The 23,470-nt window shown below is 57.5% G+C and carries 27 protein-coding genes; 12 read left to right on the forward strand and 15 right to left on the reverse strand.

Annotation, left to right across the window (positions count from 1 at the left end; translation table 11 throughout):
• Position 1 precedes the first annotated feature (1 nt).
• Positions 2-229 carry a hypothetical protein gene (locus tag ACNSOI_RS05345; RefSeq protein ID WP_199008221.1) on the forward strand — a complete coding sequence of 76 codons (228 nt, stop codon included), beginning with the start codon at positions 2-4 and terminating at the stop codon, positions 227-229.
• On the opposite strand, the gene ACNSOI_RS05350 is transcribed toward ACNSOI_RS05345, so the two are convergent.
• Both ACNSOI_RS05350 and ACNSOI_RS05355 read right to left on the reverse strand, forming a co-directional pair.
• Positions 226-1,059 carry a zinc-dependent peptidase gene (locus ACNSOI_RS05350; RefSeq protein ID WP_286254278.1) on the reverse strand — a complete coding sequence of 278 codons (834 nt, stop codon included), beginning with the start codon at positions 1,057-1,059 and terminating at the stop codon, positions 226-228. The two genes, ACNSOI_RS05345 and ACNSOI_RS05350, sit on opposite strands and share 4 nt — an antisense overlap.
• Positions 1,060-1,101: 42 nt before the next feature.
• Entirely contained in the window at positions 1,102-1,521 is a 420-nt protein-coding gene (locus tag ACNSOI_RS05355) for a universal stress protein (protein ID WP_286254280.1), read from the reverse strand.
• Between the two features lie 86 nt (positions 1,522-1,607).
• On the opposite strand from ACNSOI_RS05355, the gene ACNSOI_RS05360 reads away from it, so the two are divergent.
• The gene (locus ACNSOI_RS05360; protein WP_286254281.1) at positions 1,608-1,928 is read left to right on the forward strand and encodes an antibiotic biosynthesis monooxygenase family protein; all 321 of its coding nucleotides are present in this window, start codon (positions 1,608-1,610) and stop codon (positions 1,926-1,928) included.
• Here the strand turns inward: ACNSOI_RS05360 and ACNSOI_RS05365 are convergent, their stop codons facing one another.
• Entirely contained in the window at positions 1,929-2,900 is a 972-nt protein-coding gene (locus ACNSOI_RS05365; protein WP_106693616.1) for a ribonuclease Z, read from the reverse strand.
• A gap of 71 nt (positions 2,901-2,971) precedes the next feature.
• Here ACNSOI_RS05365 and ACNSOI_RS05370 point away from each other — a divergent pair, with 71 nt between their 5' ends.
• From ACNSOI_RS05370 to ACNSOI_RS05380, 3 genes are all read left to right on the forward strand, one after another.
• Positions 2,972-3,343, forward strand: a complete 372-nt coding sequence (locus tag ACNSOI_RS05370) for a YidH family protein (RefSeq protein WP_058090609.1) — start codon at positions 2,972-2,974, stop codon at positions 3,341-3,343.
• Positions 3,344-3,380: 37 nt separating this feature from the next.
• On the forward strand, positions 3,381-4,235 hold the full coding sequence (locus tag ACNSOI_RS05375; protein ID WP_061333335.1) for a crotonase/enoyl-CoA hydratase family protein: 855 nt from the start codon (positions 3,381-3,383) through the stop codon (positions 4,233-4,235).
• Between the two features lie 69 nt (positions 4,236-4,304).
• Positions 4,305-4,823, forward strand: coding sequence for a CPBP family intramembrane glutamic endopeptidase (locus tag ACNSOI_RS05380; protein ID WP_244178159.1), 519 nt, complete (start codon positions 4,305-4,307; stop codon positions 4,821-4,823).
• On the opposite strand, the gene ACNSOI_RS05385 is transcribed toward ACNSOI_RS05380, so the two are convergent.
• A complete protein-coding gene (locus tag ACNSOI_RS05385) occupies positions 4,813-5,712 on the reverse strand; it encodes a LysR family transcriptional regulator ArgP (RefSeq protein ID WP_106693620.1) in 900 nt (299 codons plus the stop codon). The genes ACNSOI_RS05380 and ACNSOI_RS05385 overlap by 11 nt on opposite strands.
• An 88-nt stretch (positions 5,713-5,800) precedes the next feature.
• Between ACNSOI_RS05385 and ACNSOI_RS05390 the strand changes: the two genes are divergently transcribed.
• Together ACNSOI_RS05390 and ACNSOI_RS05395 are read left to right on the forward strand one after the other, a co-directional pair.
• Positions 5,801-6,406, forward strand: coding sequence for a LysE/ArgO family amino acid transporter (locus ACNSOI_RS05390; RefSeq protein ID WP_106693622.1), 606 nt, complete (start codon positions 5,801-5,803; stop codon positions 6,404-6,406).
• 94 nt (positions 6,407-6,500) lie between these two features.
• Complete coding sequence (locus ACNSOI_RS05395; RefSeq protein ID WP_420195280.1) at positions 6,501-8,792, forward strand: putative bifunctional diguanylate cyclase/phosphodiesterase; 2,292 nt, start codon at positions 6,501-6,503, stop codon at positions 8,790-8,792.
• 7 nt (positions 8,793-8,799) lie between these two features.
• Here ACNSOI_RS05395 and ACNSOI_RS05400 read toward each other — a convergent pair whose 3' ends face one another.
• The gene (locus ACNSOI_RS05400; RefSeq protein ID WP_420195281.1) at positions 8,800-9,855 is read right to left on the reverse strand and encodes an alpha/beta hydrolase; all 1,056 of its coding nucleotides are present in this window, start codon (positions 9,853-9,855) and stop codon (positions 8,800-8,802) included.
• 85 nt (positions 9,856-9,940) lie between these two features.
• Between ACNSOI_RS05400 and ACNSOI_RS05405 the strand changes: the two genes are divergently transcribed.
• From ACNSOI_RS05405 to ACNSOI_RS05415, 3 genes are all read left to right on the forward strand, one after another.
• On the forward strand, positions 9,941-10,255 hold the full coding sequence (locus ACNSOI_RS05405; protein WP_420195282.1) for a DUF2007 domain-containing protein: 315 nt from the start codon (positions 9,941-9,943) through the stop codon (positions 10,253-10,255).
• A 92-nt stretch (positions 10,256-10,347) separates the two neighbouring features.
• Positions 10,348-11,352: a CobW family GTP-binding protein gene (locus ACNSOI_RS05410; RefSeq protein ID WP_420195283.1), complete on the forward strand. Its 1,005-nt coding sequence runs from the start codon at positions 10,348-10,350 to the stop codon at positions 11,350-11,352.
• 3 nt (positions 11,353-11,355) lie between these two features.
• Complete coding sequence (locus tag ACNSOI_RS05415; RefSeq protein ID WP_058090601.1) at positions 11,356-12,015, forward strand: hypothetical protein; 660 nt, start codon at positions 11,356-11,358, stop codon at positions 12,013-12,015.
• Between the two features lie 34 nt (positions 12,016-12,049).
• Here the strand turns inward: ACNSOI_RS05415 and ACNSOI_RS05420 are convergent, their stop codons facing one another.
• The 3 genes from ACNSOI_RS05420 to ACNSOI_RS05430 all read right to left on the reverse strand — a co-directional run bounded on the left by ACNSOI_RS05420 (position 12,050) and on the right by ACNSOI_RS05430 (position 16,080).
• A complete protein-coding gene (locus tag ACNSOI_RS05420) occupies positions 12,050-12,892 on the reverse strand; it encodes a DUF6160 family protein (RefSeq protein WP_138437703.1) in 843 nt (280 codons plus the stop codon).
• A gap of 102 nt (positions 12,893-12,994) precedes the next feature.
• The gene (locus ACNSOI_RS05425) at positions 12,995-14,809 is read right to left on the reverse strand and encodes a choice-of-anchor D domain-containing protein (RefSeq protein WP_420195284.1); all 1,815 of its coding nucleotides are present in this window, start codon (positions 14,807-14,809) and stop codon (positions 12,995-12,997) included.
• Between the two features lie 248 nt (positions 14,810-15,057).
• Complete coding sequence (locus ACNSOI_RS05430) at positions 15,058-16,080, reverse strand: helix-turn-helix domain-containing protein (protein WP_420195285.1); 1,023 nt, start codon at positions 16,078-16,080, stop codon at positions 15,058-15,060.
• A gap of 192 nt (positions 16,081-16,272) precedes the next feature.
• On the opposite strand from ACNSOI_RS05430, the gene ACNSOI_RS05435 reads away from it, so the two are divergent.
• Positions 16,273-16,932 (forward strand): class I SAM-dependent methyltransferase, encoded by a 660-nt coding sequence (locus ACNSOI_RS05435; protein WP_420195286.1) that lies wholly within the window; start codon positions 16,273-16,275, stop codon positions 16,930-16,932.
• Here ACNSOI_RS05435 and ACNSOI_RS05440 read toward each other — a convergent pair.
• The 5 genes from ACNSOI_RS05440 to ACNSOI_RS05460 form a co-directional block, all read right to left on the reverse strand.
• Positions 16,929-17,951 (reverse strand): PA2778 family cysteine peptidase, encoded by a 1,023-nt coding sequence (locus ACNSOI_RS05440; protein WP_420195287.1) that lies wholly within the window; start codon positions 17,949-17,951, stop codon positions 16,929-16,931. The two genes, ACNSOI_RS05435 and ACNSOI_RS05440, sit on opposite strands and share 4 nt — an antisense overlap.
• Entirely contained in the window at positions 17,948-18,307 is a 360-nt protein-coding gene (locus ACNSOI_RS05445) for a PA2779 family protein (protein WP_228704057.1), read from the reverse strand. The genes ACNSOI_RS05440 and ACNSOI_RS05445 overlap by 4 nt, the downstream gene beginning before the upstream one ends.
• 135 nt (positions 18,308-18,442) lie before the next feature.
• Positions 18,443-19,888, reverse strand: coding sequence for a phospholipase D family protein (locus ACNSOI_RS05450; RefSeq protein ID WP_420195288.1), 1,446 nt, complete (start codon positions 19,886-19,888; stop codon positions 18,443-18,445).
• A gap of 37 nt (positions 19,889-19,925) precedes the next feature.
• On the reverse strand, positions 19,926-20,669 hold the full coding sequence (locus ACNSOI_RS05455; RefSeq protein WP_420195289.1) for a glutamine amidotransferase: 744 nt from the start codon (positions 20,667-20,669) through the stop codon (positions 19,926-19,928).
• Positions 20,670-20,684: 15 nt separating this feature from the next.
• Positions 20,685-21,413: a YebC/PmpR family DNA-binding transcriptional regulator gene (locus ACNSOI_RS05460; RefSeq protein ID WP_058091693.1), complete on the reverse strand. Its 729-nt coding sequence runs from the start codon at positions 21,411-21,413 to the stop codon at positions 20,685-20,687.
• 182 nt (positions 21,414-21,595) lie between these two features.
• Here ACNSOI_RS05460 and ACNSOI_RS05465 point away from each other — a divergent pair, with 182 nt between their 5' ends.
• The gene (locus ACNSOI_RS05465) at positions 21,596-22,018 is read left to right on the forward strand and encodes a tetratricopeptide repeat protein (RefSeq protein ID WP_354447546.1); all 423 of its coding nucleotides are present in this window, start codon (positions 21,596-21,598) and stop codon (positions 22,016-22,018) included.
• 25 nt (positions 22,019-22,043) lie between these two features.
• On the opposite strand, the gene ACNSOI_RS05470 is transcribed toward ACNSOI_RS05465, so the two are convergent.
• Together ACNSOI_RS05470 and ACNSOI_RS05475 are read right to left on the reverse strand one after the other, a co-directional pair.
• On the reverse strand, positions 22,044-22,844 hold the full coding sequence (locus ACNSOI_RS05470) for an MBL fold metallo-hydrolase (protein ID WP_106693643.1): 801 nt from the start codon (positions 22,842-22,844) through the stop codon (positions 22,044-22,046).
• 187 nt (positions 22,845-23,031) lie between these two features.
• Entirely contained in the window at positions 23,032-23,460 is a 429-nt protein-coding gene (locus tag ACNSOI_RS05475) for an SRPBCC family protein (RefSeq protein WP_058091690.1), read from the reverse strand.
• Positions 23,461-23,470: the final 10 nt, after the last annotated feature.

Genomic DNA, 23,470 nt, shown 5'->3' on the forward strand with positions numbered 1-23,470 from the left:
TATGAGCAGTTTACGCGGAATAGACGAGGTAATCCCCGATGCGCGGGATGGTCTCACAAAAACCGAAAGGACGATACTTTACGTCCTCAGTGAAACCCAGAAGGAGCTGGGTGGCCGCAATGTGCCTACGGTGATGCTCTACGGCCGAGTGCTGGAATACGTGAACATCAGCGAGCAGGAGTTGCACCTGTACCTGGACCGGCTTGGTGTAAAGGGTGATGGCTGTTAAGGGCGTTGGCGGCTGAAGTCTCTCGGGTCCAGCCGATAATAGCCGCACAGGGCTTTGTAGACATCCGGCTGGGCTTCAAGCAGGTGCTCCGGCTGTTGAAAGAAGGTTTCCGTCAGTACCGCAAAGAACTCAGCGGGTTCAGTGGCGCCGTAAGGGTCAAGCCAGGGCTTGTGGTGGTGTGCCAGCCGATGTTGCAGGTGGTCCCAGGCCTTGGTCATGGTTTCCTGCCAGTTCCGGGCCTGCTCGCCATACAGTGGTGGTGCGCCATCGGCGGTGCCGTCCAGGTAGTCCAGCTGGTGGGCGAATTCGTGAAGGATCACATTATGGGGGCTGTGTGGCTCGGCGATGGCGTTTTCGCACTCGCTCCAGGCCAGTACCACCTGGCCACGGGAGGAAGCTTCGCCGGCGCGGACCTGGTCACTGTGGCTTACCACCAGGCCGTCGCTCTCAGTGCCCTGAGCCCGGTAGACGTCCGGATACACCAGAATACTCTGCACCTCGTCGTAGTCTGAAAACGGCCGTTCCAGAATCAGCAGGCAGGCGTGGCCAGCGATGGTCACGCGTACTCTGTCGTCTACCTCAAAGCCATCGCAGCCGTAATAGTCCTTCTCTGAGACAAACAGCTGCACCAGGCGCTCAAGCCGTTTTCTTTGCTGGGGTGATAGCCGTTTGTAGGCGGGGAGCTGCTTTTTCAGACAGCTGCGCCAGGGCTTGGGGAAGGGCTGCTGCAGTTCCCGCTTTCGCCGCCAGGTGCGATAGAAAAACAGGTAAAACAACGACCCGGCAAGCAGAGTGGTGGCAAAGACAGCAAAAATGACAGGCGCAGACATCAACAACTTCCCCAGGCGTGTCTGGCCAGTCTACCTCAACGATCAGCGAACCACGAAAACCGAAATGTCGCTGTGTTTTACGATCTCAGCGGCGTTAGAACGCAGCAGGTGCAGCTTATCTCCCAGTCCGGGCGTGTGCGATGCCATCACAACAAGGTCTGCGCCAGTATCTTTGATGGCGCCCAGTAACTTGGAATCCAGTTCCACGGCCGTATCGACAGACTCAAGTACCTTGGCGTCCGTTTTTATGCCGTGGGCTTGGCCTTGCTCATGGGCAAACCCGGCAAGTTTCTCGGCAAGCTCTTTCGGGTTGTGGGCGGCGGCGCCGGGCGTGCTATTGGTGACCGTCACGTAGCACAGGCTTGCCTGATAGTGCTTTGCCATGTCGATGGCGGTGCTCAGGGTTTTGGGAATCTTGTCCATGTGAGAAAGATCCACAGGTACGAGTATTTTTTTGTACATGGTTCAGTCTCCATTGCTCAGAATTTGAACTTATGTCTTCAAGTCTGGACCATGAAACGACAGGTCGGCAAATCAGAGGCAGCTTTATGAAGTATATTTTTGAAGTCACCGTGAAGGACGGCCACACGGCGGAGGATTATGCAGATGCTTGGGTAAGAGCCAGCGAGCTGATTCAGCAGGCGCCGGGGGCGCGGGGCACTGAACTGCACCGCAAGATCGGCGAGCCGAACAAGCTGATTGCCATCGCCAGCTGGGACAGCAAGGCAGACCGGGATGCCATGGACGCAACCAAGGACCCCCGGATTATGGACATCATCAAAAGCGCGGCGCCGTTCGTGGAGATCCGGCCTTTGGGTGAATTTGAAGACCCGGAATGGGTGGTGATGCCGCCCGGGTACAACGGGTAATCAGTGGTCATCGAGCTTGTTCAGCGTCAGGTCTTTGTCCAAACGATAGGTATCGAAATCTTTGGCCAGGAACAGGTGGCCTCTGTAGTGCTGTAACGCCTCCGCTGCCAATTGATTAATATGGGGCGTGCCGCCAGGTACCGACTGGTAGCGTGAGCTGAAATGAGTCAGCACCAGGTTAGGCAGTTTCACGCTCTGGGCGAATCGGGCTACCTGTTGGGCTGAGCTGTGTTGGGGCCAGGGGCCAACCCGGTCGGCCACGTCCTGTGTATAAGTGGCTTCGTGGATGAGTACATGAGTGCCTTGGCTGGCCTCTTTCAGAAGCTCCGGTGTGTCGTTATCGCCACCCACAATGATGCGCCGGGCGGTTCTGGGTATGTGCGTGTAGTCGTCGCTCTTCAGTAACCGGCCGTCATCCAGCAACACGTCGTTGCCCTTTTGCAGATCGCCCCAGGCCGGGCCAGCCTCTATGCCGTCCGCCGCCAGTTTCTCCTGCTTTAACTGGCGCTCCAGATTTCTTTCGGTAAAAACATAGGCCCGGCAGGCTACCCTGTGGGAGAGCGCCACGTTGGTAACGCCCATACGGTCATCCTGCCAGTAGAAATCCGGCGCCTCGGAGTTGATGAAGTTCAGCGGGTAGCTCAGGCTCGAATCACTGTTTTCAATCACCGCATCAATAAAGCGGCGGACCTGTGGCGGGGCAATGATATCCAGCGGTTCTGTGCGGCCGAGCATGGAGGCACTGGTGAGCAGACCGGGCAGGCCGAAAATATGGTCGCCATGGATGTGAGTGATGAAAATGGCACGTAGCTGCATCACCGAATACCGGGTGCGCATCAGTTGGTGCTGGGTACCCTCACCGCAGTCGATCAGGTACCAGGGTTTGGGGCCGGAGCGGCTCAGGGCCAGTCCGGTGACATTGCGTGACCGGGTTGGTGTTCCGGCGGATGTGCCCAGGAAAGTAAATTCCATCGTGCCTCGTTTCGCGGTAATGTGCCCCCTAATGATACGAAACCTTTTGCCTAGAGGATACGTGCCGCACCATGTCTGACCTGAAAGACCCCCGGGTACTGTTCGCCGCAGAGCGCACTCTGTTGGCCTGGAACCGCACCAGCCTTGGGCTGACCGCCTTCGGCTTTCTGGTAGAGCGGGCGGGTTTGCTGCTGGCGGCATTGGCACCGGAGACGGGCAACAGCATGAACCTGGTGGCCATGTATTGGTTGGGGATGCTGTTCATTCTGCTGGGTGCCGCAACAGCCTTTTACGCCACCCGCCAGTTTGCAGCGGTGTTGAAAACCCTGAGCCCGGAAGAATTTCCCAATGGCTATAACGCCCGCTGGGGAATGACCATCAACCTGATCGTGGCGTTCCTCAGCCTGGCACTGGCAGCTGCCCTGTTTGTCAGCCAGTACTAACACAATCCAAGAACGACAGAATCAAAGGAGTCACACCTTGTCTGAGCTAGCCAACTACGAAAGCTTTAATATCGAAGTAAAAGACCAGATTGCCCACGTGCAGTTCAGCCGCCCGGAAGCCCTGAACACCATGAACAAGGCGTTCTGGCTGGAACTGCCCCGCTGTGTGCAGGACATCGAAGCCAATACCGATGCCCGGGTGATTGTGATTTCCTCCACCGGCAAACACTTTTCCGCCGGTATGGACCTGGGCGTATTCTCCGATCCCAAATCCGTGCCCATGAGCGGTGATCCGGGCCGGATGGCGGAGAACCTTCGCCGGGTGGTGCTGCAGCTGCAGGATACCCTCACATCCCTGGAAAGAGTGCGGCTGCCGGTATTGGCAGCGGTTCATGGCGGCTGCATTGGCGGTGCCCTGGATCTGGTGTGTGCGGCCGACAGCCGTTACTGCACCGCGGATGCCTATTTCACCATCAAGGAAACCGAGCTGGGCATGACCGCCGATGTGGGCACCCTGCAGCGCCTGCCCAAGCTGATGCCCGAGGGCGTGGTGCGGGAACTGGCCTACACTGGGCGTAAGTTCGGGGCAGAGGAAGCTCATCGTCTTGGTTTCGTAAACACGGTATACGAATCCCAGGAAGCGATGCTGGAGGGCGTCATGGCCATTGCAGCGCAGATTGCGGCCAATTCGCCCCTGGCGGTAACCGGTTGCAAGGAGATGATTAACTTCAGCCGTGATCACAGTGTGGAAGACAGCCTCAAGTACATGGCTACCTGGCAGTCTGGCATGTTCCGCCCCACCGACATGATGAAATCCTTCCAGGCAAAGGCCCAGAAACAGGCGCCCGTCTACGATGACCTGTTCCCGGTCAAGGATCTGTTCTCTAACTGATCCATGCCTGACCGCCGGAGCTCTTCAATCTCAACATCTGCCGCCCTTTTGTTTCAGGGCGGCATTGGTGTGGTTGGCCTTCTGGCCATCTGGCTGTTCGGTATTCCGATACTGTCTGGCGGCTTGAGCCTTGCCGAGGCGGTTTTGTTTGGCGTGATTGGTGCTGCTGTTACCTATCTTTCGCTGCTGTTGCTGACCCAGAACTCCTGGTTGTTCCCCGATGACCTCAGCAGCCAGATGCAAGCGCTCTATGATTTTGTGTCCGGTTACCGCTGGCCGGTATTATTGGCATTGGCTGTGCTCGCCGGCGTTGGTGAAGAACTCCTGTTCCGGGGCGCGGTTCAGGGCTGGTTGCTGCAATACACCGGGCCCTGGACGGCGGTACTGGCGGCGTCTGTGCTGTTCGGCCTTGTACACTATGTGTCATTCACCTACTTTCTGGTCGCTACGGGCCTGGGCCTGGTGCTGGGTGCCGCCTACCAGCTCAGCGGCAGTCTTGAGCTGGTCATGGTGTGGCATGCGGTTTATGACATGCTGGCGATATACTGCTTGCTGAGGTATCCGCACTGGTTTGGTGTCAGGGCCTGACCTGCGTGTGAGGACTTTTCTCAAGTAATCGGTTGTTGGTAAGTGCCTGAGTCAGGCGTTCCAGAGCTTCTCCGCTATGGCGCCAGAAATGCCAGTAGAGTGGCACCTCCAGTGATTGTCCCGGGGCGAGACTGACCAGCTCTCCAGATTTCAGCTCCCGGGTTGCCTGTATCTCCGGGATCATGCCGTATCCCAGCCCCGCGCAGGCGAGCTTCACGAAACCCTCCGATGAGGGACACAGATGGTGGGGAAAGGCGCCATCGTATCCACATTGCGCAAGAAAGCGGTGTTGGAGCAGGTCATCTGGCCCGAAGACAATTGCCGTGGCTTGTTTCAGGCTTTGAGGATTGATGCCGTCCGGAAAATAGCGGCGGACATAGTCGGGCGTTGCCAGGGGGAGATAATGCATTGTGCCCAGCGCAACGCATCGAGCGCCGGCAAGGGGTTGTGGGCTGCTGCAAAGGCAGGCTGCAACATCGCCCTCCCGCATCCGCCGCAGGCCAATATCCTGATCTTCAATCACCAGATCCAGCAGCAATTCGTCTTCAATGCATACTTCGCCGATGACATGGGCCCACCAGGTCGCCAGGCTGTCCGCGTTCAACGCAATGCGTAATCGGCTGGCTCGTTCGGTCAAAGCGGGCAAAGTTCTGGCCAGGTCTCTTTCGAGTAGTTGTACCTGTTGAACGTGATTGAGCAGCCGCCGGCCGGCGGGGGTTGGCGCGAGCGTGGGACTGCGAACCAACACCGGTTGGCCCAGTCTGATCTCCAGTGTACGAATGCGCTGGGAAACTGCGGATTGAGTGAGCCCCAGGGTGTCCCCGGCACGCTCAAATCCGCCGCATTCAACCACGGTTGCCAGTGCTTCCAGCAGCTTGTAATCAATCATAAGTATAATTAATGCACTATTAGCAGGATGAATTTCAAGTATATAGGTTTGCGGTTAGTCTGGCCCCTCAATCTTCGGAGGAGCGGGCGTGTTTGAAAGTTATCTGACCGGTTTGCTGGTGTGTGGCGGTATTATTGTCGCAATTGGTGCACAGAATGCCTACGTACTGAGCCAGGCGATTCGTCGCGAGCATCACTGGTGGTCGGCCGGCGTATGCATGACGTCCGATATCCTGCTGTTCACTCTGGGTATGTTTGGAGTAACCGCTGCCTTGATGGCTATGCCAGAAGCTCTGGAGATGTTGCGCTGGCTTGGTGTGGTATTCCTGGGCTGGTTGGCGATTCAGGCATTTGTCAGGGCTGGACGGGGCAGGGCAGCGCTTCAAGCTGGGGCAGAGGCCCGAAGAAGTCTGAAAGGCGTGCTGTTGACTACTCTGGCGGTCACCCTGCTCAACCCTCAGGTTTATCTGGATACCTTATTGCTGATTCCTGCGGTGGGTGCTCAGCAATCGAGTGCCCCCAGTTTTGTTGCAGGCGCAAGCAGCGCGTCCGTTATCTGGTTTGGTGGGCTGGCCTGGCTGGGTTCTTCGCTGGCACCGTTACTGTCGCGGCCGGGCGCCTGGCGGGTGATTGATGGTGTTATTGGTTTGATGATGCTCGCCATCGCCCTTCAGCTGGCGTTTTCAGGTCTGTGAAATTCAAGTGATCGTGCGAAGTCCGTTTTTCTGCCTATACTCACGTCAGTAACAGAGGAATAGCTTTAACAACAACCACTCCGGCGGAGTTAATTTGGGAATCTTCAAGCGCAATCTTTGGATGTTGTTCTGGCTGGTTGTTGCTGTTGGTGTGCTTGTCCTGTCGTTTATCCTGACCAGTATCTGGCAATCCACACTGCGTGCCCAGGAAGCTCACCATCAGTCCCGCGTTGAGCTGATCAGTCAATCTGCCATCAACGTGTTACGTACCCAGGAGTTGATCCTGGACGTAGCCGCCGCTGAGCTTGTGCGCCTGGATCTTGTCAACGCCACCCCCGAGGTGTTGCCCTTTCTCGACAATATCATGGAGGCCAGCCCGGCGCTCGCAGGTTTCGGTATGGCCTTGCCGGATGGGCAATTGGTGAAAGTGACATCCACTGTGGATGTCAGCCTGATGCCGAACCTGTTGGAGCAGGAGGAATCCCGGGACGGCTTCCAGCGGGCTATGGAGTCTGATCGGTTGGTGGTGGGCCGCACCTACTATTTGCCGGCGGTCGGGGCCTGGATTATTCCCGCCCGCAAAGCCATAAGGTATGCCAGCGGCGAAGTGATTGCGGTGATGTCTGCCGGAATCCGCGCCGATGGCGAAAAAGGGGTGTTCGGGAACAATCTGCACACCGGAGCGGACGACTCTGTGATGATCTTCCGGGAGCACGATGGCTATTTGCAGTTTATGTCCAGCGAAGGCGTCACGCCGGATATGTACGCCGACATCCAGCGGACACCGGAACAGCGTGAAGAGGACAGGCAAGGCCTGATAGCGGCCAATGATGCGTCTCTTGAGGAACTGAAAGTAAGCCCGGAACCCAGTATCTATTACAGCCATAGAGACGGTGATACGTTCATTGGTGGCGCCTGGTATTCCCCGGACTATGAACTCTGGATTGTTTCTGAATCCAATATTCGTTCGGTCTGGAGTACCTTTCTGGATCGTGCCCTGGTGTTGTTGGCGGTGTTTGTCGCCCTATTCTTCCTGCTCTTCTATCTCGTGCGCCAGATCGAGCGCGCAGAGAAAAAACGCCGCTCGGCCCTGATGTATCAATCTCGTCACGATGACCTGACGTCGTTACTCAACCGGGTAGGCATGATTGACCAGATCCAGCAGCTTGTGAATCGCGACGAGGGCTTTGGCGTTGTCTTGCTCGACATCGATAATTTTCGAGGTATCAACGATCGATTCGGGCAGGAACACGGCGACAAGGTACTGAGCGAGTTCGCCCGGTGTTTACGTGAGCTGACCAGTGAACAATACGGCGCATCGCGACTTGGCGGTGATGAGTTCGCAGTGATCAGCCGTATCCATGAGCCTGAGAAGCTGCTGGCATTCTGTAGCGATCTGCTGCGAGGGCTGGCCCGCCATATGGCCACCGGACCAATGGGGCTCCAATTGGGCGCCAGTGTGGGGGCTGCTGCGTTTCCGGACCACGGAGATTCATTCAACAGCGTTATTCGAAGTGCCCACCTGGCGCTATACCAGGCCAAGAGGACCCGCAACGATGTGTGCCTGTACCGGAACGAATTTGAGGCAGGCTATTTGCGGCGCGTGCACATTGAACAGCGACTTCGTGGGGCTATTCACCAGGGCAGGATATTTATGGCGTACCAGCCGCAGCTGGACGCCTGTGGCCGGGTAGTGGGCGTTGAGGCGCTGGCCCGGTGGGATGATGAAGAGCTCGGGTATGTGCCGCCCAATGAATTTGTTGAAGTGGCAGAATCCTGTGGCTTGATGGTGGAGCTCGGCAACTACGTGTTGGGCCGGAGTCTCTCAGACTTCCGGACGATTCTTGACCAGGCGCGAATGCCATTGGAGCTGTCGGTGAACATCTCCGCCATGCAGTTTATGCAGTCAGGCTTTGCCGATCTGGTGTTGTCTGAATTGCAAAAGCATGGCGTGCACCCCCACTACCTGACCCTGGAGATCACCGAAACGGTTTTCATGGCAGGTTTTGACCAGGTCATCCCAGTGCTGGAACACCTTCGGCGCGAAGGCATCAGTTTGTCCATGGACGATTTCGGTACCGGTTATTCGTCCCTGAGCCTGTTGCGCAAGCTGCCGATCGATGAACTGAAGATCGACAAGAGCTTTGTGGATAACATCATTGATGACGAGCCTGCCCGAAACATGGTCGAGAGCATCATTGCCATTGGCAAGAATCATCGCATGCGCCTGGTTGCCGAGGGGGTGGAAGAGCAAGCCCAGTTCTCAACGCTGGTGGCGATGGGCTGCGGGCGCTTCCAGGGTTACCTGTTCAGCCGTCCGGTGCCGGCGAGCGACGTGGCCTCCGTGGTCCGTCAGTGCAACGACAAGGCTGCGCCCCCCGTCTGAGGCAACCTCAGGCGTGTTGCTTCTCCACCTGGCTCAGAAACTCACCGATGTCCTCAAAGGCTTGTTCCGCTTCCGGCAGCAGGGGTGAGAAGATGTGCCATACGTGCACCATGTTCTGCCAGGTGTGAAGTTGCACCGGAGAGCCTTCGGCCCGGGCTTTGGCGGCATATCGGGTGGCGTTGTCCAGTAGCATCTCCGTGCTGCTGGCGTGAATCAGCGTGGGCGGCAAGTCGTTAAGGTTTCCGCGCAGGGGCGACGCCACGGGATTGGTGGGGGAAATGCGAAACGCCGCCAGGGTACCCCACCAGAGTACCGGTAGCGGAATCTTCGACAACCCTCCGAAAACCGGCCCAAGTAAGGGATCGGTACGGATATTTTCCCGGTTGCTGGGGGCGGTCAGGGTGAGGTCTGTGGAAGGTGACAGGGCAACAGCTGCATCGGCCTGGCGCACCCCGTTGTCCCGAATCCAGGCCAGCAGAGACAGGGTATGGCTACCACCGGCAGAATCGCCCGCTACCACCATGAACTCCGCCTTCTCTTCGCCATCCGGGCCGTGGTTCAGCAGCCAGGTATAGGCCTGGCGGCAGTCGCGAATGCCGTCCATAAAACGGTGTTCCGGCATCAATCGGTAATCCAACGCAAACACCGCCGCATTGGCCAGTTGTGAGAACCGGTCGGTAATGGCGCGATGACTGCGGGGGCTTCCTGCGGCCCAGGCGCCACCGTGAATGTAGAGCACCCGGCGGCGGGTATCGGCACCCGGTGCAATCACCCATTCGCCCCGGGGTTGATCGTTGTGGCGAATCTCGGATTTAACCTCTACACCTTCACCGAGACTGTCCAGATGATTTCTGAGTGCAATCAGGCGGGCTTTGCCCTTCAGGCCCCGGGACGCTCGCCCCATGTCTTTGATGCGTTCCATCACCTCGTTGTGGGCGGGGTTCGGAGCCACTTCCCGCACCGCCCAGTCACCGCCATCGTAGTGGGAAAGGTCATGCACCCGGAACAGCAAGAAGGTTGAGAGAACGATGAGCGCAACAACAGCGAGCAGAATCCAGAGCATGGGTTTTCCTTTTGGGGCTCTATAAAAAGGGAACTATGCTGAAACTATATTCGTACCATGGCCAAGCATACAGAGGAAAGTCATCTTGCAAATAGCCTATCGGGCCCGGGATATCACCGAGGCACACATTGTTGCCGGCATGTTGGAGGCCAATGGCATCGACACCTATGTGGGCGGGCACTACCTGCAGGGTGCGATGGGGGAGATTGGTGCTGCCGGATTCAGCAATGTTCATGTGGACGATGAGGATGTTTACCGGGCCAGAGTTCTGATTGACCAGTACGAATCCGACCGGGTGGTAGCAGCCTCGCAGCGCGACGAGCATGACAAGCCGGATCATTATGCTCGCTGGTTTATTGTTGTAATCGTTGCTTTGGCCTGGCTTCTATGGCGATTCTGAGCTGATCGAATGGTTTGGCTTTTGTTGTTGCGCCCCCACTGGTACTGGGTGCCTCATTTTTGTTATGTTGTAACGCTTTTGAGGCCGCACTCATGTCTGATCCCGTCCGTCCTGTTCCTACCAATCTGATCCTTGGTTTTCTTGGTGTAGGCAAAACCACCGCCATCCTTGATTTGCTCCGGCAGAAGCCGGAAGGCGAGGTTTGGGCGGTTTTGGTGAACGAGTTTGGTGAGGTTGGGATCGACGGCGCCATCCTGGAGACCGAGGGAGCCGTGGTACGGGAAATTCCCGGCGGCTGCATGTGTTGTGTTGCCGGCCTGCCCATGCAGATTGGCCTTAACCAGCTGATTGCCCGTGCCAAGCCCGACCGGCTGTTGATTGAACCCACCGGTCTTGGCCATCCCTCCCAGATTCTGGATACCCTGACGGGCGAGTATTATCAGGATGTCTTGAAGCTGGGCCCGGTGATTACTCTGGTCGATCCCCGCAAACTGGAAGACCCCAGGGTGCAGGACAACGTTCAGTTCCGGGACCAGGTGGCGGCGGCGGATATATTGGTCGCGAACAAGACGGACTTGTGCACAGACAACCAGGTGCACGCATTTGATCAATGGGCGGCCCGGCTCGCACCGGAGGGCCGTCCGGTGTATCACACCAACCATGGCCACCTTTCGGTTGGCTGGCTTGATGGCACGGCCGCGTTACCCGAGGTGTCTGAGCCTCATGCGCACCATCATCACCATGCCAAGGAGGGGGATACACCACCACCGCCGTCAATTCATGAGAACCCATGGCAATTGGTTACCAACCGGGGGCAAGGTCACAATAGTATTGGCTGGCGGATTCATCCTGAGTTGATGCTGGACGAAAATGCGATACTGGCGATGGCCATGGATGACCGGCTGCAGCGCTTCAAGGCCGTCATTCATACCCGGGATGGCTGGCGCGTTGTAAACGTTGTGGACGGCGCTGTTACCATCCTGCCGGGCGAGCCCAGGGAGCTTTCCCGGGTGGAATTGATTTCAGCCGAGGCACTGGATGCCTCGGAAATGGACCAGCTGCTGCGGGCCGCAGCCGGGCTGACCGACCAGGATTAAGGTATGAGAATTCGGATTACTCACCAGAGAATCACCCTGTTTCTGCAATCCATTCTGTTGCTTGAGGCGGTGCTTGCGATCTGGGGGCAGCGCTGGTTTACCGCGTTCCTGACCAGCATGATCATTGTGATCACGCTGTTCCCGATACTGTTTGAGCGGCGGTTCCGGATTCACATTCCCCCGGAACTGCAGTTGGCGGCCATCGGGTTCGTGTTCGCGTCACTGTTCCTTGGGGAGATTCACGACTACTACAACCGGTTCTGGTGGTGGGACATGGCGCTGCATACCATGTCTGGCTTCCTGCTGGGGATTCTCGGTTTCTTGCTGGTTCACATCATGAACGAGACCGAAAAGATCCACGTTCACATGAAGCCCGGGTTTGTAGCGTTCTTTGCCTTTATGTTCGCGCTGGGCGTTGGTGCCTTGTGGGAGATCTTCGAATTTGCCATGGACAGCCTGTTTGGCATGAACATGCAGAAGCCAATGCTGGGCGACCCTTCCGGGCTGACCGATACCATGTGGGATCTGATCGTTGACGCACTGGGCGCGCTGATCATTTCAATTCTGGGTTGGCGGTACTTGAAAAATCCTGAACGGAACTCGTTCCTGGAACGCTGGATTGATTCGTTTATCGAGCGTAATCCACGCTTTTTCAGAAAGTGAGGGAAAGCCCGGCAAGCTGCCGGGCTTTTCGGTTTTAGTGGCCGTAGATGCGCATGGTGGTGTCTTGAACCACCAGGTTGTCCATCATCACCGAGCCGATAGAGGTGCCGCCCACCAGCACCTGATCAATCGACATGTCCGCCGCGAAGGTGTTCAGGTCGATGGCCAGGGCGTCGCCGGCACCACCCAGGCGGGTACCCTTGTACACGTCCATATCAATGGTGGCTCCAAGAGTCAGAACGCCCGGATTCGCGGCGGAGCCGTCGAGCCGGGTGCCCATGTAGTCAGCGCCGGTCATCTTCAGGCCGCGGATGCCCAAGGCCAGGAAGTCGAAATCAACGTTCAGCTCGGAGATGCCCACCTGGGTATTCAGGTTGAGGGTGTCGGTGGCGGTATCAACGCGGATGCCAACCTTGGTGAAGGCACCCACCATGTTGAAGTTGCTGGCCAGTAAGGTCGAATCGGTATGACCCTCCAGCGTCCAGTCACCGGTGCTGATACCGAAATCGATCGGCGCCGCGGTGATCGGGAAGATGTTGATCAGTGCGTCACCATCATCCGCGATGTCGATATCGATCTTGATGTTGTCGATCAAATCACTGGTCTGACCGAACAGGGCGTCGCGGAAATCGGTGATCTCCTCGAACAGATCTGTACGGTTGGCGCCACCAATCTTGATGTCTTTGATGGACAGTGAGCCTTCATCGGTGTACCGGAATTCGCCGATGTCCACCCGGGTTTCCAGCTCAATGGTGACACCGGCCTGACCAGTGATGTTGCCCATATGGGCGTCGTCAAGAGGCTTGAGGTCGGCTTGTGCGGCAAACGGCAAGCCCGCCATGGCCAGCACTAACGCAGTTTTTTTCAGGCTTTTCATTGTATTGTTCCTTTTTGGTTTTGTTATTCGACGTTTCCAATGACGTAGCCACAGCCGGCTATCGCCAGCTGTGGCTGTGTTATCCGGCTACGCCGGATTTCCTTACTGTTCCGGGGTCAACTCCAGTTCAATGGTGTTGCCGGAACCGGTGAGGAACTGGTTGAGCAGACCAGTCAGCAGTCCGCAGTTCTCCAGCGGTGGCAGATCGTAGACACCGTTGACGGTGCCGCCGGTCGCTGGCGAGAAGTTGGAGCCTTCAACCGAAGCGAGGTCGATGCTGACGGGCTCGCGAGTCATACACTCGGAACCCCCTCCAACCCGAAGCGGCAGGCCGAGAATCTTGATAGCCACCTTGGGCACTTTCACGTACAGCTGTGAGTTGGCGGTGAGCTTGCCGTTGATCAGCGTGCCGGTGGTGACGTCAGCCTGTTCAAATTCAACATTGGCTGAGGCATTCAGCCTGCTGAAAAGCAGTTTGATGGAGAAGTTGCCATAGGTTGGGTCCAGCTCCAGGTCGGCCTCGAAGGTGCCCGTCGCCAGATCCAGCAGGGTGGCAATGGAACCGTTCAGGGGCAGGGTGCCGCCCGAGGACTTAATGAAGGTAGAGCCTTCCAGGCCGAGTAGCAGCTCAAGTTCTGAACCGGTTTGCTCAAAGGCCTCAGCGGAGACAGGAACGCTGACTTCCGGTGTTTCCGGGTCGTCTGAACGGATCACCAGGTTGGCGTTGCTGACGCCAACCGCGTTGGCGGTATAGCTCAACTCAACGGTACAGCTTTCGTTGGCGGCTATGGTTGTGCAGTTGTTGGTTTGAACAAAGTCTGCAGCGCCGGCACCTTCAAGCGCAATGCTGTCAATCAGCAGGACTTCGTTACCGCTGTTGCTGATGGTCACTTCCGCCGATGCGCTCTGGCCCAGCTGGATTCGGCCCAGGTCAATAGCGTCTGGATTAACGCCGATTTCCGGTGTCGGGGCCAGTACACCACGGCCGGTCAGCGCCACATCAACCGCAGGGTTGTCGGCATCGGTCGACTCGATGGTGAGGGTTGCATTGCGAGTGCCTTCGGTGCTTGGAGCGAAGGTCACGTTCACGTCACAGGATTCACTCGGAGCCAGGCTTGCGCAGTTGTTGGTCTGCAGGAAGGCGTCGGCATCGGTGCCGCTGATGACAACGTTGTTAATGCCCAGCGCGGCATTACCGGTGTTGGAAACGGTGACGGTTTGCTCTGCCGTCAAACCCGCTTGCACGTTTCCGAAGGCCAGGTCTTCCCGGTTTACGCCAATACGCGGCGTTTCGGACACCTCACCGCTAACCAGAATGGTTTGCAGCAGATTGTCCTGATCCGGAAGTTGCACGCAGTCGGTGAGAATCTCGCCGATGGGGGCCGGCGCAATATCGCCATTCGGGGTGCGGGCTGTCAGGTCAAGGGTAAGCCCGCCAACGCGAATCTCAGCTTCACCGATATCGTCTTCGGTAAAGAGCACTTCAGGCGCCTGGCCTGAGGCTGGAACATCGAATTCGCCGCTTACATTGGGAATGAATGTGGGCGGAATCGTCAGTTCGACAATCTGTTCCAGACTGCGATTGGCGGTCACCACGGTGTTGAAGCTGGTTGCGATGCCTTCGACCGTTTCCGAGCCAACCAGCTTGAGCCCGGTGCGGGCGTCGTCGTTCACTACGGTAATGGCGGTGACTTCAAACTGCGGGGTGGGCTCACCAACGTTGGCCACTGTGGGAATGTCTGCGCTGATCTGGGCGCGGATAGGTTGGGTTCCGATCAGGGGGAACGGGCATTCGAACGCCAGTTCAATGGATACCGGCTCTGCGGCTACGTTGCTTGCACCACCGGCCATCAAGGCCGCTGCCGCAACGGCCGGGCCGAGCTTGCGGACACTCGTATTGAGGTTCCTGAGTTTCATGAGTTCGTCCTCTGTCTATCTGTAGTTGTTGTAGTCGGGTTGCAGACAACACCGATGACGGACCGCTCAATCGGACTTGCAAAGATCCCTTTGCCACACGTGCGGGGCACGCATGAGTGCAGGGTCATTTAACGGTCTTGGGGCGGCGTGGGTCATTGCTTGCCCCGGCAGGGTTTTTGTCCAAAACGGAGAAGAGGGGAGGGATTGCCTAAAGCGTGAACAGCATCAACCTAATAGCTGAACCCTGTTCACTTTTTTTTGCGTGCCTTGCGACGAACGTCGCCGGGCGTATGGCCGGTCCATGACCGGTAAGCTTTGGTGAAGCCGGCCTGATCACTAAAGCCCAGTTTTTCAGCAATGGATTCCAGTGGCACATTGGTGTCTTTCAGGTACAGCGTGGCAAAGCTTTCCCGGATGTCGTTTCTCAGTTCGCGGAACGAGGTGCCTGCGCTGGCCAGGTGTTGCCTGAGCGTCCTCGGGCTGATGTCCAGGCGCCGGGCAATGTTTTCAGTGGTGCAGGGGCGGCCGGGCTGGCTCATGATCAGTTCCCGCACCTGCATGACCGTCTCGTCGGCCTCCAGGGTTTGCTGTTTGCGGTCGTGGCGGGTGCGGGCCACCAGGAATTCCAGGCTGGCGTCGTCTTTCCGGATCGGTAGTCCATTGAGCGGCATGGTGACCTGGCTTACGTTGGCATCGAATTCAAACTCGCAGCCTGGCGCCAGCCGTTTCCAGTCCTCTTCGGGTATGACGCTGGGGAAGTCGAACTGGAAGTTGAAATGGCTGCACACCTGGCTGGATACCCGGTGAATGCTACCCATGTAAATTTTGGTCAGGCAGGGGCGAAGGCTCCCAAGCCCCCATGTATCTATCAGCCGGATTCGAAAGGTAGAGCCGGTGGAAGCCAGTTCCATATCCATCAACGGCAGCCCCACCCGGAGATACTGCACGATCATGCTGATCAACCGCCTCGGATTCTCCTGGCCAAGTACCGCGAACCCCAGCAGCCCATGGCTTGGGAGATCCAGTTGCTGGCCGAACTCGAAGGCGGCTCGTTCATCGGTCATTAACCAGTCCGCTTTGCCGAGCACCGCCAGAACCTGGTTTATCGACAGGCTGGCCTCCGGACTTTCGAGCATGTCTTCAGTAACGCCGGTATCCTCAAGAATGGTGTGGCGCTTTACGCCCCGGCTTTCCATGAACCGGATGAACCGGTAAGCATAGCGGGCCGACACAATTGGCACTTCCAGGGCAAGACTGTTCAACGTATCCATGTTTTGTCTCTGGGCCGGATTACCCCGGCGTTTCGTCATAAACCATACAGTTGTTATTATTCATGCCTATTACAGGCTGCTTCAGGCGCCAGTATAGGCACCGTAAGGGAGTGGCTTTCCGGCAGCTGGTCACAAACTGGTTTCATGGCCGGATATGACAATGAAACTTTCGACAGGTTGGGAATTGCCAAAATGGTAGAGGGTGATGGCGGCCGGCTCCTGTGCCCGGTGTGTGAATCGGGCACTTTGCAGCCGTTTCGCACGGTTATGGAAAAACGCTACCTGCGCTGTGGGCAATGCCTGGCAACGGTTATGGCCCCTGAGTGTCACCTGACGGCAGATGAGGAGCGCGCCATATACGCGCTGCATAACAATGACACCGGGGACGCCGGCTATCGCCGGTTTCTGTCGAAGCTGTCAGAGCCCCTGTTGGCGAAGCTGGCTGATGGTGCCCGGGGACTGGATTTCGGCTGCGGGCCGGGGCCGGCGCTTACGGACATGATGCGGGTGGCGGGTTTTGACATGGCGCTGTACGATCCGTTCTTCCACCCTGCCACGTCGGCCCTCGAGCAGCAGTACGATTTCATTACCTGTACCGAGGTGGTAGAGCACCTGTACCGCCCTGCTGAGGTGTTCAGGCAACTGGATTCGTTGCTCAAGCCGGGGGGCTGGCTGGGGATTATGACGTGTTTCCAGACCGATGATGATCGGTTTGATCATTGGCACTATCGGCGCGACCCAACTCACGTGGTGTTTTACCGGGAACAGACGTTCGCCTGGCTGGCTGACCGCTACGGTTGGCAGTATGAAGTGCCTCGTAAAGACGTGGTACTGATTCGCAAGCCGGGCTAGCGCTCTATCGTGTCAGCGGGGCAATCCGGTATCGGTGGGCAGGAGCTTCGGCTGCCTCCGGTTGTGCCTTTTGGCAGCTCAGGTGCCTGGCCAAAACGTTCCGGGTTCAGGTTGGCCGCGCAGGCCAGAGCCTTGCTGGCCTGCTCCGGGCAAGACCGGGCGCTGAGGGCGTAAGCCAGGTTATTCCAACCCTCCGAGAATCCGGGGAATCGGTTAACGGCGCGCAGGAAGTGTGATGCGGCGCCCTCGGCATTGCCCTGGTCGTACGCCAGATTACCCTGGGCCATGATCGGTGCGGGTTGGTCTGGCCACTGCTGTTCGGCGGCCTGGTAGGCTTGCTGAGCGGCCCGGGTGTGGCCGGTGCTTTCCAGATCGTGGGCCGCTCGCAGGTAGGGCAGGGTTTCCGCTGTTGCGGGCAGTGTGTCTGGCGGCAGAACGACCACCGCCCAACGGTCGGCCCGGTTCCAGGTGGCGTGAAACACCTTGTAGGGCATCCGGTAATGGCGCCGGGTGTCTGTGTTCATAATCAGGACTTCCTCTTCACTGTCGTAGCCCACCACTACCGCAAAGTGCCACTGTGGCCACCAATTGAACCTCAGGTTCTGCATGATCAGAACGGGGTTGCCTGCATTCACCTCGCCAAGCACTGCCTCAAGGTTGGGCTTCAGTGGATACACCACCATGTCGTGGGAGCGGGCGCCGGCGACCATTTCAACTTGTAGTGACCCCTGACGGCCGGGCAGGTAAACCAGTTCTTTCAGGATCTCCGGGTCCGTTGCCAGGCCCTGGGTGTTCAGCATGGTTGCCAATGAGGCCGGCCCACACTGGTACTTTTCCTGGGGGTAGAAAGGGACGTGATCCAGCAACGCCTGGTCCAGCGTTGTGCTGTCCTGTTGCGCAGGGGCTGCAGTCTCTGGCCAGGGCGGTGTACTGGCACAGCCTGCCAGCAGGATCAGCCCCAGAAGGGCTGCAAACCTGCCGGCAAAGCCGGACTTGTTGATGGGGGCGGAAGGTGTCACCGAATGCAATTGATGAAGGAGAACAGGTTCGTGGCACACAGCATGTCGGTGATGATGAATACCAGAAGGAACAGCACGATAACGCCGACAACGCCTTCCCCGGCGGGGGCCTCAGCCAGTTGTTGCTCGAAGTCTGCCAGCTCGGCCGGTGTCAGGTTCTGGATACGTTCGGCAACCTGAGCTTCGCTGACACCCATCTGCGCCAGTTTGTCCTGCACGTTCTGGTCATCGAGCATGTCCAGCAGTTGCTGGCGGTCAAGGTCGGTCTGTTGCTGCTGAATCAGCTCGCCCGTGCCCACCATGCCGGCATGGGCCGAGACGGAGAAGGTGGTTGCGAACGACATCAAGATGACCATGATCAGGGAAAGCTGTTTCATGTGACGTCTCAGGCTGTTCATATCAGACTCCTTGGTTCTTGGGTTATCGAAAAACCTTAGATGGGAATGTGTACTGATTCAACATACAAAACGTTCACGCTTTCATGCTAAAGCTCAGAATGTGGAGAGTCCCGTGGCTTCCATAACCCTGTATTGCCAGTACTTCAGCCTCGAGTGATCGGCCCAGGCTGAATAGGGCAGGCTCAGGGCCTGTTCGTTGTCTGGGCCGTGTGTCCAGTAGTCGTCAAAGAAGGCGTTGGCCTTCTGCGCGACAGGGTCATCCTGTTGTACGGCCAGCCACACGTTGGATTCCAGGTTCAGGTCATCCAGATTACGACGGGTAAAGTTGGCGGAGCCCAGCAGCAGTTCAATTTGCTCATTCTGCCCACGGTAGATGACAAGTTTGCTGTGGCACTGCTCGCCCCGGGTGTTGCACCAGCGCACCGGAATGCCGGCCTCGTGCAGTTCACGGGCAACAGGTCGGTTTGGAATGCCGTTCTTCTCGTGGCCAAAGGCATCCTTGTTGGCATCCAGCAGCAGGCGGATCTCGACGCCCCTGCGCTGTGCTTCCAGCAGCCCGTTGATGATTGGGCGGTGCGACAGATAGAACATGGCCATGTCTAACTGCTCCCCCGGCTGGCTTCGATTGATCATATCCAGAGCGGCGTCCCGGATGGCGGACTCGGTAAGAAGCTTGATGGTGCCTTGTGAAGGGTCGGGCAGCTGGCTGTCTTGAGTCATCCGTTCCAGCCAGCGCTCGAGTGTGCTGCTGTCGGCACCGGACATCCGGATAACAGCCTGTTCGCTTCGGATGACATCCAGAACCGCGGGGCCACTGAAGGCCAGCCCGATATTGCTATGCCGGCTGCTGCCATTGTGGGGGTTTGCAGAGGTGACAACCGCCCGGAACCGGTCGCCTTCGTCGGCCACCAGAAGCTTCCGGTGGTTGGCTTTGAAATTCGGTAGCGCCAGATAGCTTCGGATGGTGGCGGGTTGGTTGCCAAGGGCATTGGGCAGCCAGCCACCATCCGGGTTGTTGCCCAGCCACCGGCAACACAATCGCCATAGGGATGACCAGGCCGGGTTGCTGTCGCGCAGCGGTGCCAGATCCGTGACAACAACCTCAACGCCAGCGGCAGACAGGGTATCAAAGTGAGGTGAGTGGGTGCCCCCGTAAAAGGTGTTCAAGGGGTCTGAAATCAGAACAATATCCATGTCTGGTTGAGCATTCTTTCGCTCAAGCAAAGCCTGGGTGAGCTGTTCGGCCAGGGGGCGAAGGTGGATGTCCTCGGGGCCGGTACTGTTGAACAGGAACATGTCCAGCAAGATGAAGGTTTCTGCCTGTTCGATCAGGCGGAAGATTTCGTCGAATATCTCATGATCCAGCGTTGACTGCCCATCACTGAAATGGCGGGTGGTGTCTGTCAGCAGCTCAGCGTCTTCCAGTGGTGCGGCATCGCCCTGATAACGAATGCCGGGCGGCAGGGGCTTGAAGGAATGCCAGAGGCCAAGGCCGATCAGGCTGAGCAGGACAACGCCGACAATGAACTTGAGGATCATGGTGGGTTCGTTCCATCGAATGGGCATGGGTGCTGGTTCAGTGCTGCTGTTTGATCACCCAGTCGGCGAAAAGCCGGAGCAATTGGCTGGCCGTGGGTGCTGGCTGAACGGAACTCAGCAAGGCGTTTGCGTCCAGGCCTTCGGTCTCAAGATCAGGGTACTGGACTTCCAGGTAGGCTTTCATGATCTGTTCGTTGAACTCCGGGTGGAACTGAACGCCCCAGGCATTCTTGCCAACCCGGAAGGCTTGATGGGGTTCAAAGGTGGAGCGGCCCAAAAGCACAGCGCCCGGAGGCAGTTCTATTACCGACTGTTTGTGAGTCAGCTGGGCCGGGAACTGTTTCGGCAGCTGGCTGAACAGTGGGTCGTCCTGGGCGCTGTCAAACAGGGTTACCGCCTGGGTGCCGGTCTCCCGGCCGTCTGGGTGATAATCCACTTTGCCGCCAAGCGCGTGGGCCAATAATTGATGCCCATAACACACGCCCAGAAGCGGAACGCCCGCTTCAACCGCTTGCCGAACCCACGCTGCCGTCGTTTCACTCCAGGCCGCACGCTCGCTCACCATCGCCGGTGAACCAGTAATGACGATGCCTTGCCAGTCGCCAGGTTGCCCAGGCGGCGGTGCTTGAGTGACGTCTGCAATCGTGAGTTCTAAATGGCTGGAAAGCGCCCGCGAAAACCAGGCATCAAAGTCCCCGAACTGATCCCTGATCTGCGGGTAGGTAGACCCGGTTTTCAGAATCACCACGCGGGCTTTGTGGGGTGTTTGTGTTCCAGCCATAGCCAGCTCCAACTCTTATGACTCTTCCGGGAGTTCCGCGTTGTGGAACACGTTCTGAACGTCGTCCAGATCGTTCAGCATGTCGAGGAACTTCTCGAACATCGGAATATCGTCGCCTTCCACCACGGTGGTGGTTTTGGGCAGGAACTGGATTTCGTCAACATCAAACTCGATGCCTTCAAACGCCGATTCCAGGGCCTGTTTGGCCTTTGCGTATTCGGTGTTGGGGGCAAAGACAGTGATCTTGCCATCTTCGTTTTCGATGTCTGTCACATCGACATCGGCTTCCATCAGTGCTTCCAGAACGGCCTCTTCATCCTGGCCGGAAAAGGCGAAAATGGCGCAATGGTCAAACATGTGTGCCACAACACCAGGGGTGCCGATTTTGCACTTGGTCTTGGTGAAGGCCAGGCGCACATCGCCGAAAGTGCGGTTGGGGTTGTCGGTCAGGCAGTCGACAATCACCATGCAGTTGCCGGGGCCGTAACCCTCATAACGAGCCGGGGAGTAATCTTCGCCCGCGCCACCCTTGGCTTTGTCGATGGCTTTTTCAATCACGTGTGCGGGAACCTGGTCTTTCTTTGCCCGCTCAATGAGCCCGCGAAGCGACAGGTTGGCCTGGGGATCTGTGCCGCCAGACTTGGCGCTCATGTAGATTTCCCGGCCGTACTTGCTGTAGACCTTGGTTTTTGCCGCGGCCGTCTTGGCCATGGATTCTTTGCGGTTCTGGTAGGCTCTGCCCATCTGTGGTGCCTCTTGGGTTTTCTGTAAAAGGTCGGATTTTACTCAACTAGCGGCCTGGGTGACAGCCTATTTTGCCGGCTGGCGGTTCGAAGGTACCAGTTGAATGATGCTTTGGTAGCGGCGACGTGGTGGGCACCGGCTGTTAGCGTGTCATGGTGTATCAGTCTCGGTGGAGTTTCGCTATGAACGTTGTCCGGCCAACGGTTTTACTGGTCATTGCCATGGCTTTGGCCCCCGTTACGGGGATCAGTGCCCAGGAAAATGATGAACAAACCCGCATAGCCCGGGATATGGTCAAGGCGTTGCAGGCCTATGCGGTATACAAAATGGGGCAATATGACGAAGCGTTTGACCGTTACTGCGAGCTGGCTGAGCGAGGCAACAGCCAGGGTATGCTGAATGTGGCCAACATGTATGCCGCCGGTCTCGGAACCGAGAAGAACCTGGAAAAGGCGTTCGAGTGGTATCTGGAAGCCGCGGAAGCTGGCGATGCCATCGGCATGGAGGAAGTGGCCAGTGCCTATCGCCAGGGCCTGGGTGTGCCCAGAGACGAAAATCTGGCCGATGAATGGCTGGCACGAGCACAGGCTGCGCGCCAGCCGTGATTCACGGAACCATAAACCGAGCGAATCAGACGTATTCCACCGGCTGTCGGTAGTTATCCTGTGAAACCAGATCAATCCCGCAGTCCATCTCGCTGACCCAGTTCAGGAAGCGGTCGACCATCACTGGCCCCTCGAAACGCTTGCCGTGCTGGGGCACGATCATAGCCACATCCATGCCGCGAACCATATTGGCCCAAAGGCCGCACACCTTCTTGGAGGCGATGTAGCGCCGATGGAAACCGATCATGTTGGGGATGTGCTTGTCGAAATCCTTGACCGGTTCGTGGTCATCTTCACTGCCCATAGAGGCGCCAAGATCACCTGAGAACAGGATCTTGGAGACCGGATCATAGAACTGGAGGTTGCCCACGGAGTGCATGAAGTGCGCAGGCAGGCACTGAAGGTAGCTGTCACCGAACCGGACGTTAGCGCCGCCATCAGGAATGCTGACGATGCGGTCGTAAACGCTTCCGCTGAGCTGATTGGTGACATAGCTGGACACCAGGTGTGGAAGGAATCTGGCCCACAGCTTGGAAGTCACAATCTTGGCGCGGGTGTGAACAATCCAGCGATCGATGGCGCCGATGATGTCTGGGTCCTGGTGAGACGCAAAAACATAATCCATGTCGCGGATGTTCATATACTTCGAGGCGGCTACGGACAGTGGTGTGTAAGTGAGGTCTCCACCGGGATCAATCAGGGCTTCATGTTTGCCATCGACAACCAGGAACTGGTTCGACTGGACGCCTTCGCCAGTCACCAGTGAATCAAACATCAGGCACTTGTGGTGTCCGTTGTCGAAAAGCACAATCGGTTCAGCCGCCATTTCGCTCTCCCGCAGAGGATTGGTTGTGCCATCAGGAAGCCCGTTAGGCCCCTGATGGCCGGATATTGCAAGTTGCGCGGGAGGTTACAGAATTGACAAATGTGAAGTGTTGCCTCAGGTCAATTATCTGATATTCATCAAGTAACGGTTTGTCACGCCGGCTGCCCGGGCCGGGGCTCTTATGGCATCAGGCCAGCTTGGGGACCCGCTTGATTCCTCGGCGCAGGCCCTGCTCCAGAGCGACGCTGACCACTTTCCCGGAAAACGGCACTATGTCTTCAAAGGTGATGGTGTAGTTCAGCTGGGTTTGGCCATCCGGGGTCTCCGAAAAGCGAATCCTGCCCAGATGGTTCTTGATCGGGCTCATGCTGGTGATGGCGTACTCAATCAGCGTATCGGGCTCGAAGTTCAGTACGGTTTCCTCCAGAGAGAGGGGGCCGATGCCGATCTTGCGCACAGAGCCAAGGCCGTTCGGGTCTGCCTGGTCACTGTCTTTGATCCGTTTGACCGGTGCGCCAAGCATTTTTCCGAAACGCTGGTGATCTGCAAACAGGGCGAATACCTTTTTGCGAGGGACATTAAAAGTCTCATTGATTTCAATGGTGTACATAGCCATGGTCGCTCTC

The organism is Marinobacter sp. GH_1, from assembly GCF_048595985.1.
GTDB classification, from domain to species: domain Bacteria; phylum Pseudomonadota; class Gammaproteobacteria; order Pseudomonadales; family Oleiphilaceae; genus Marinobacter; species Marinobacter shengliensis.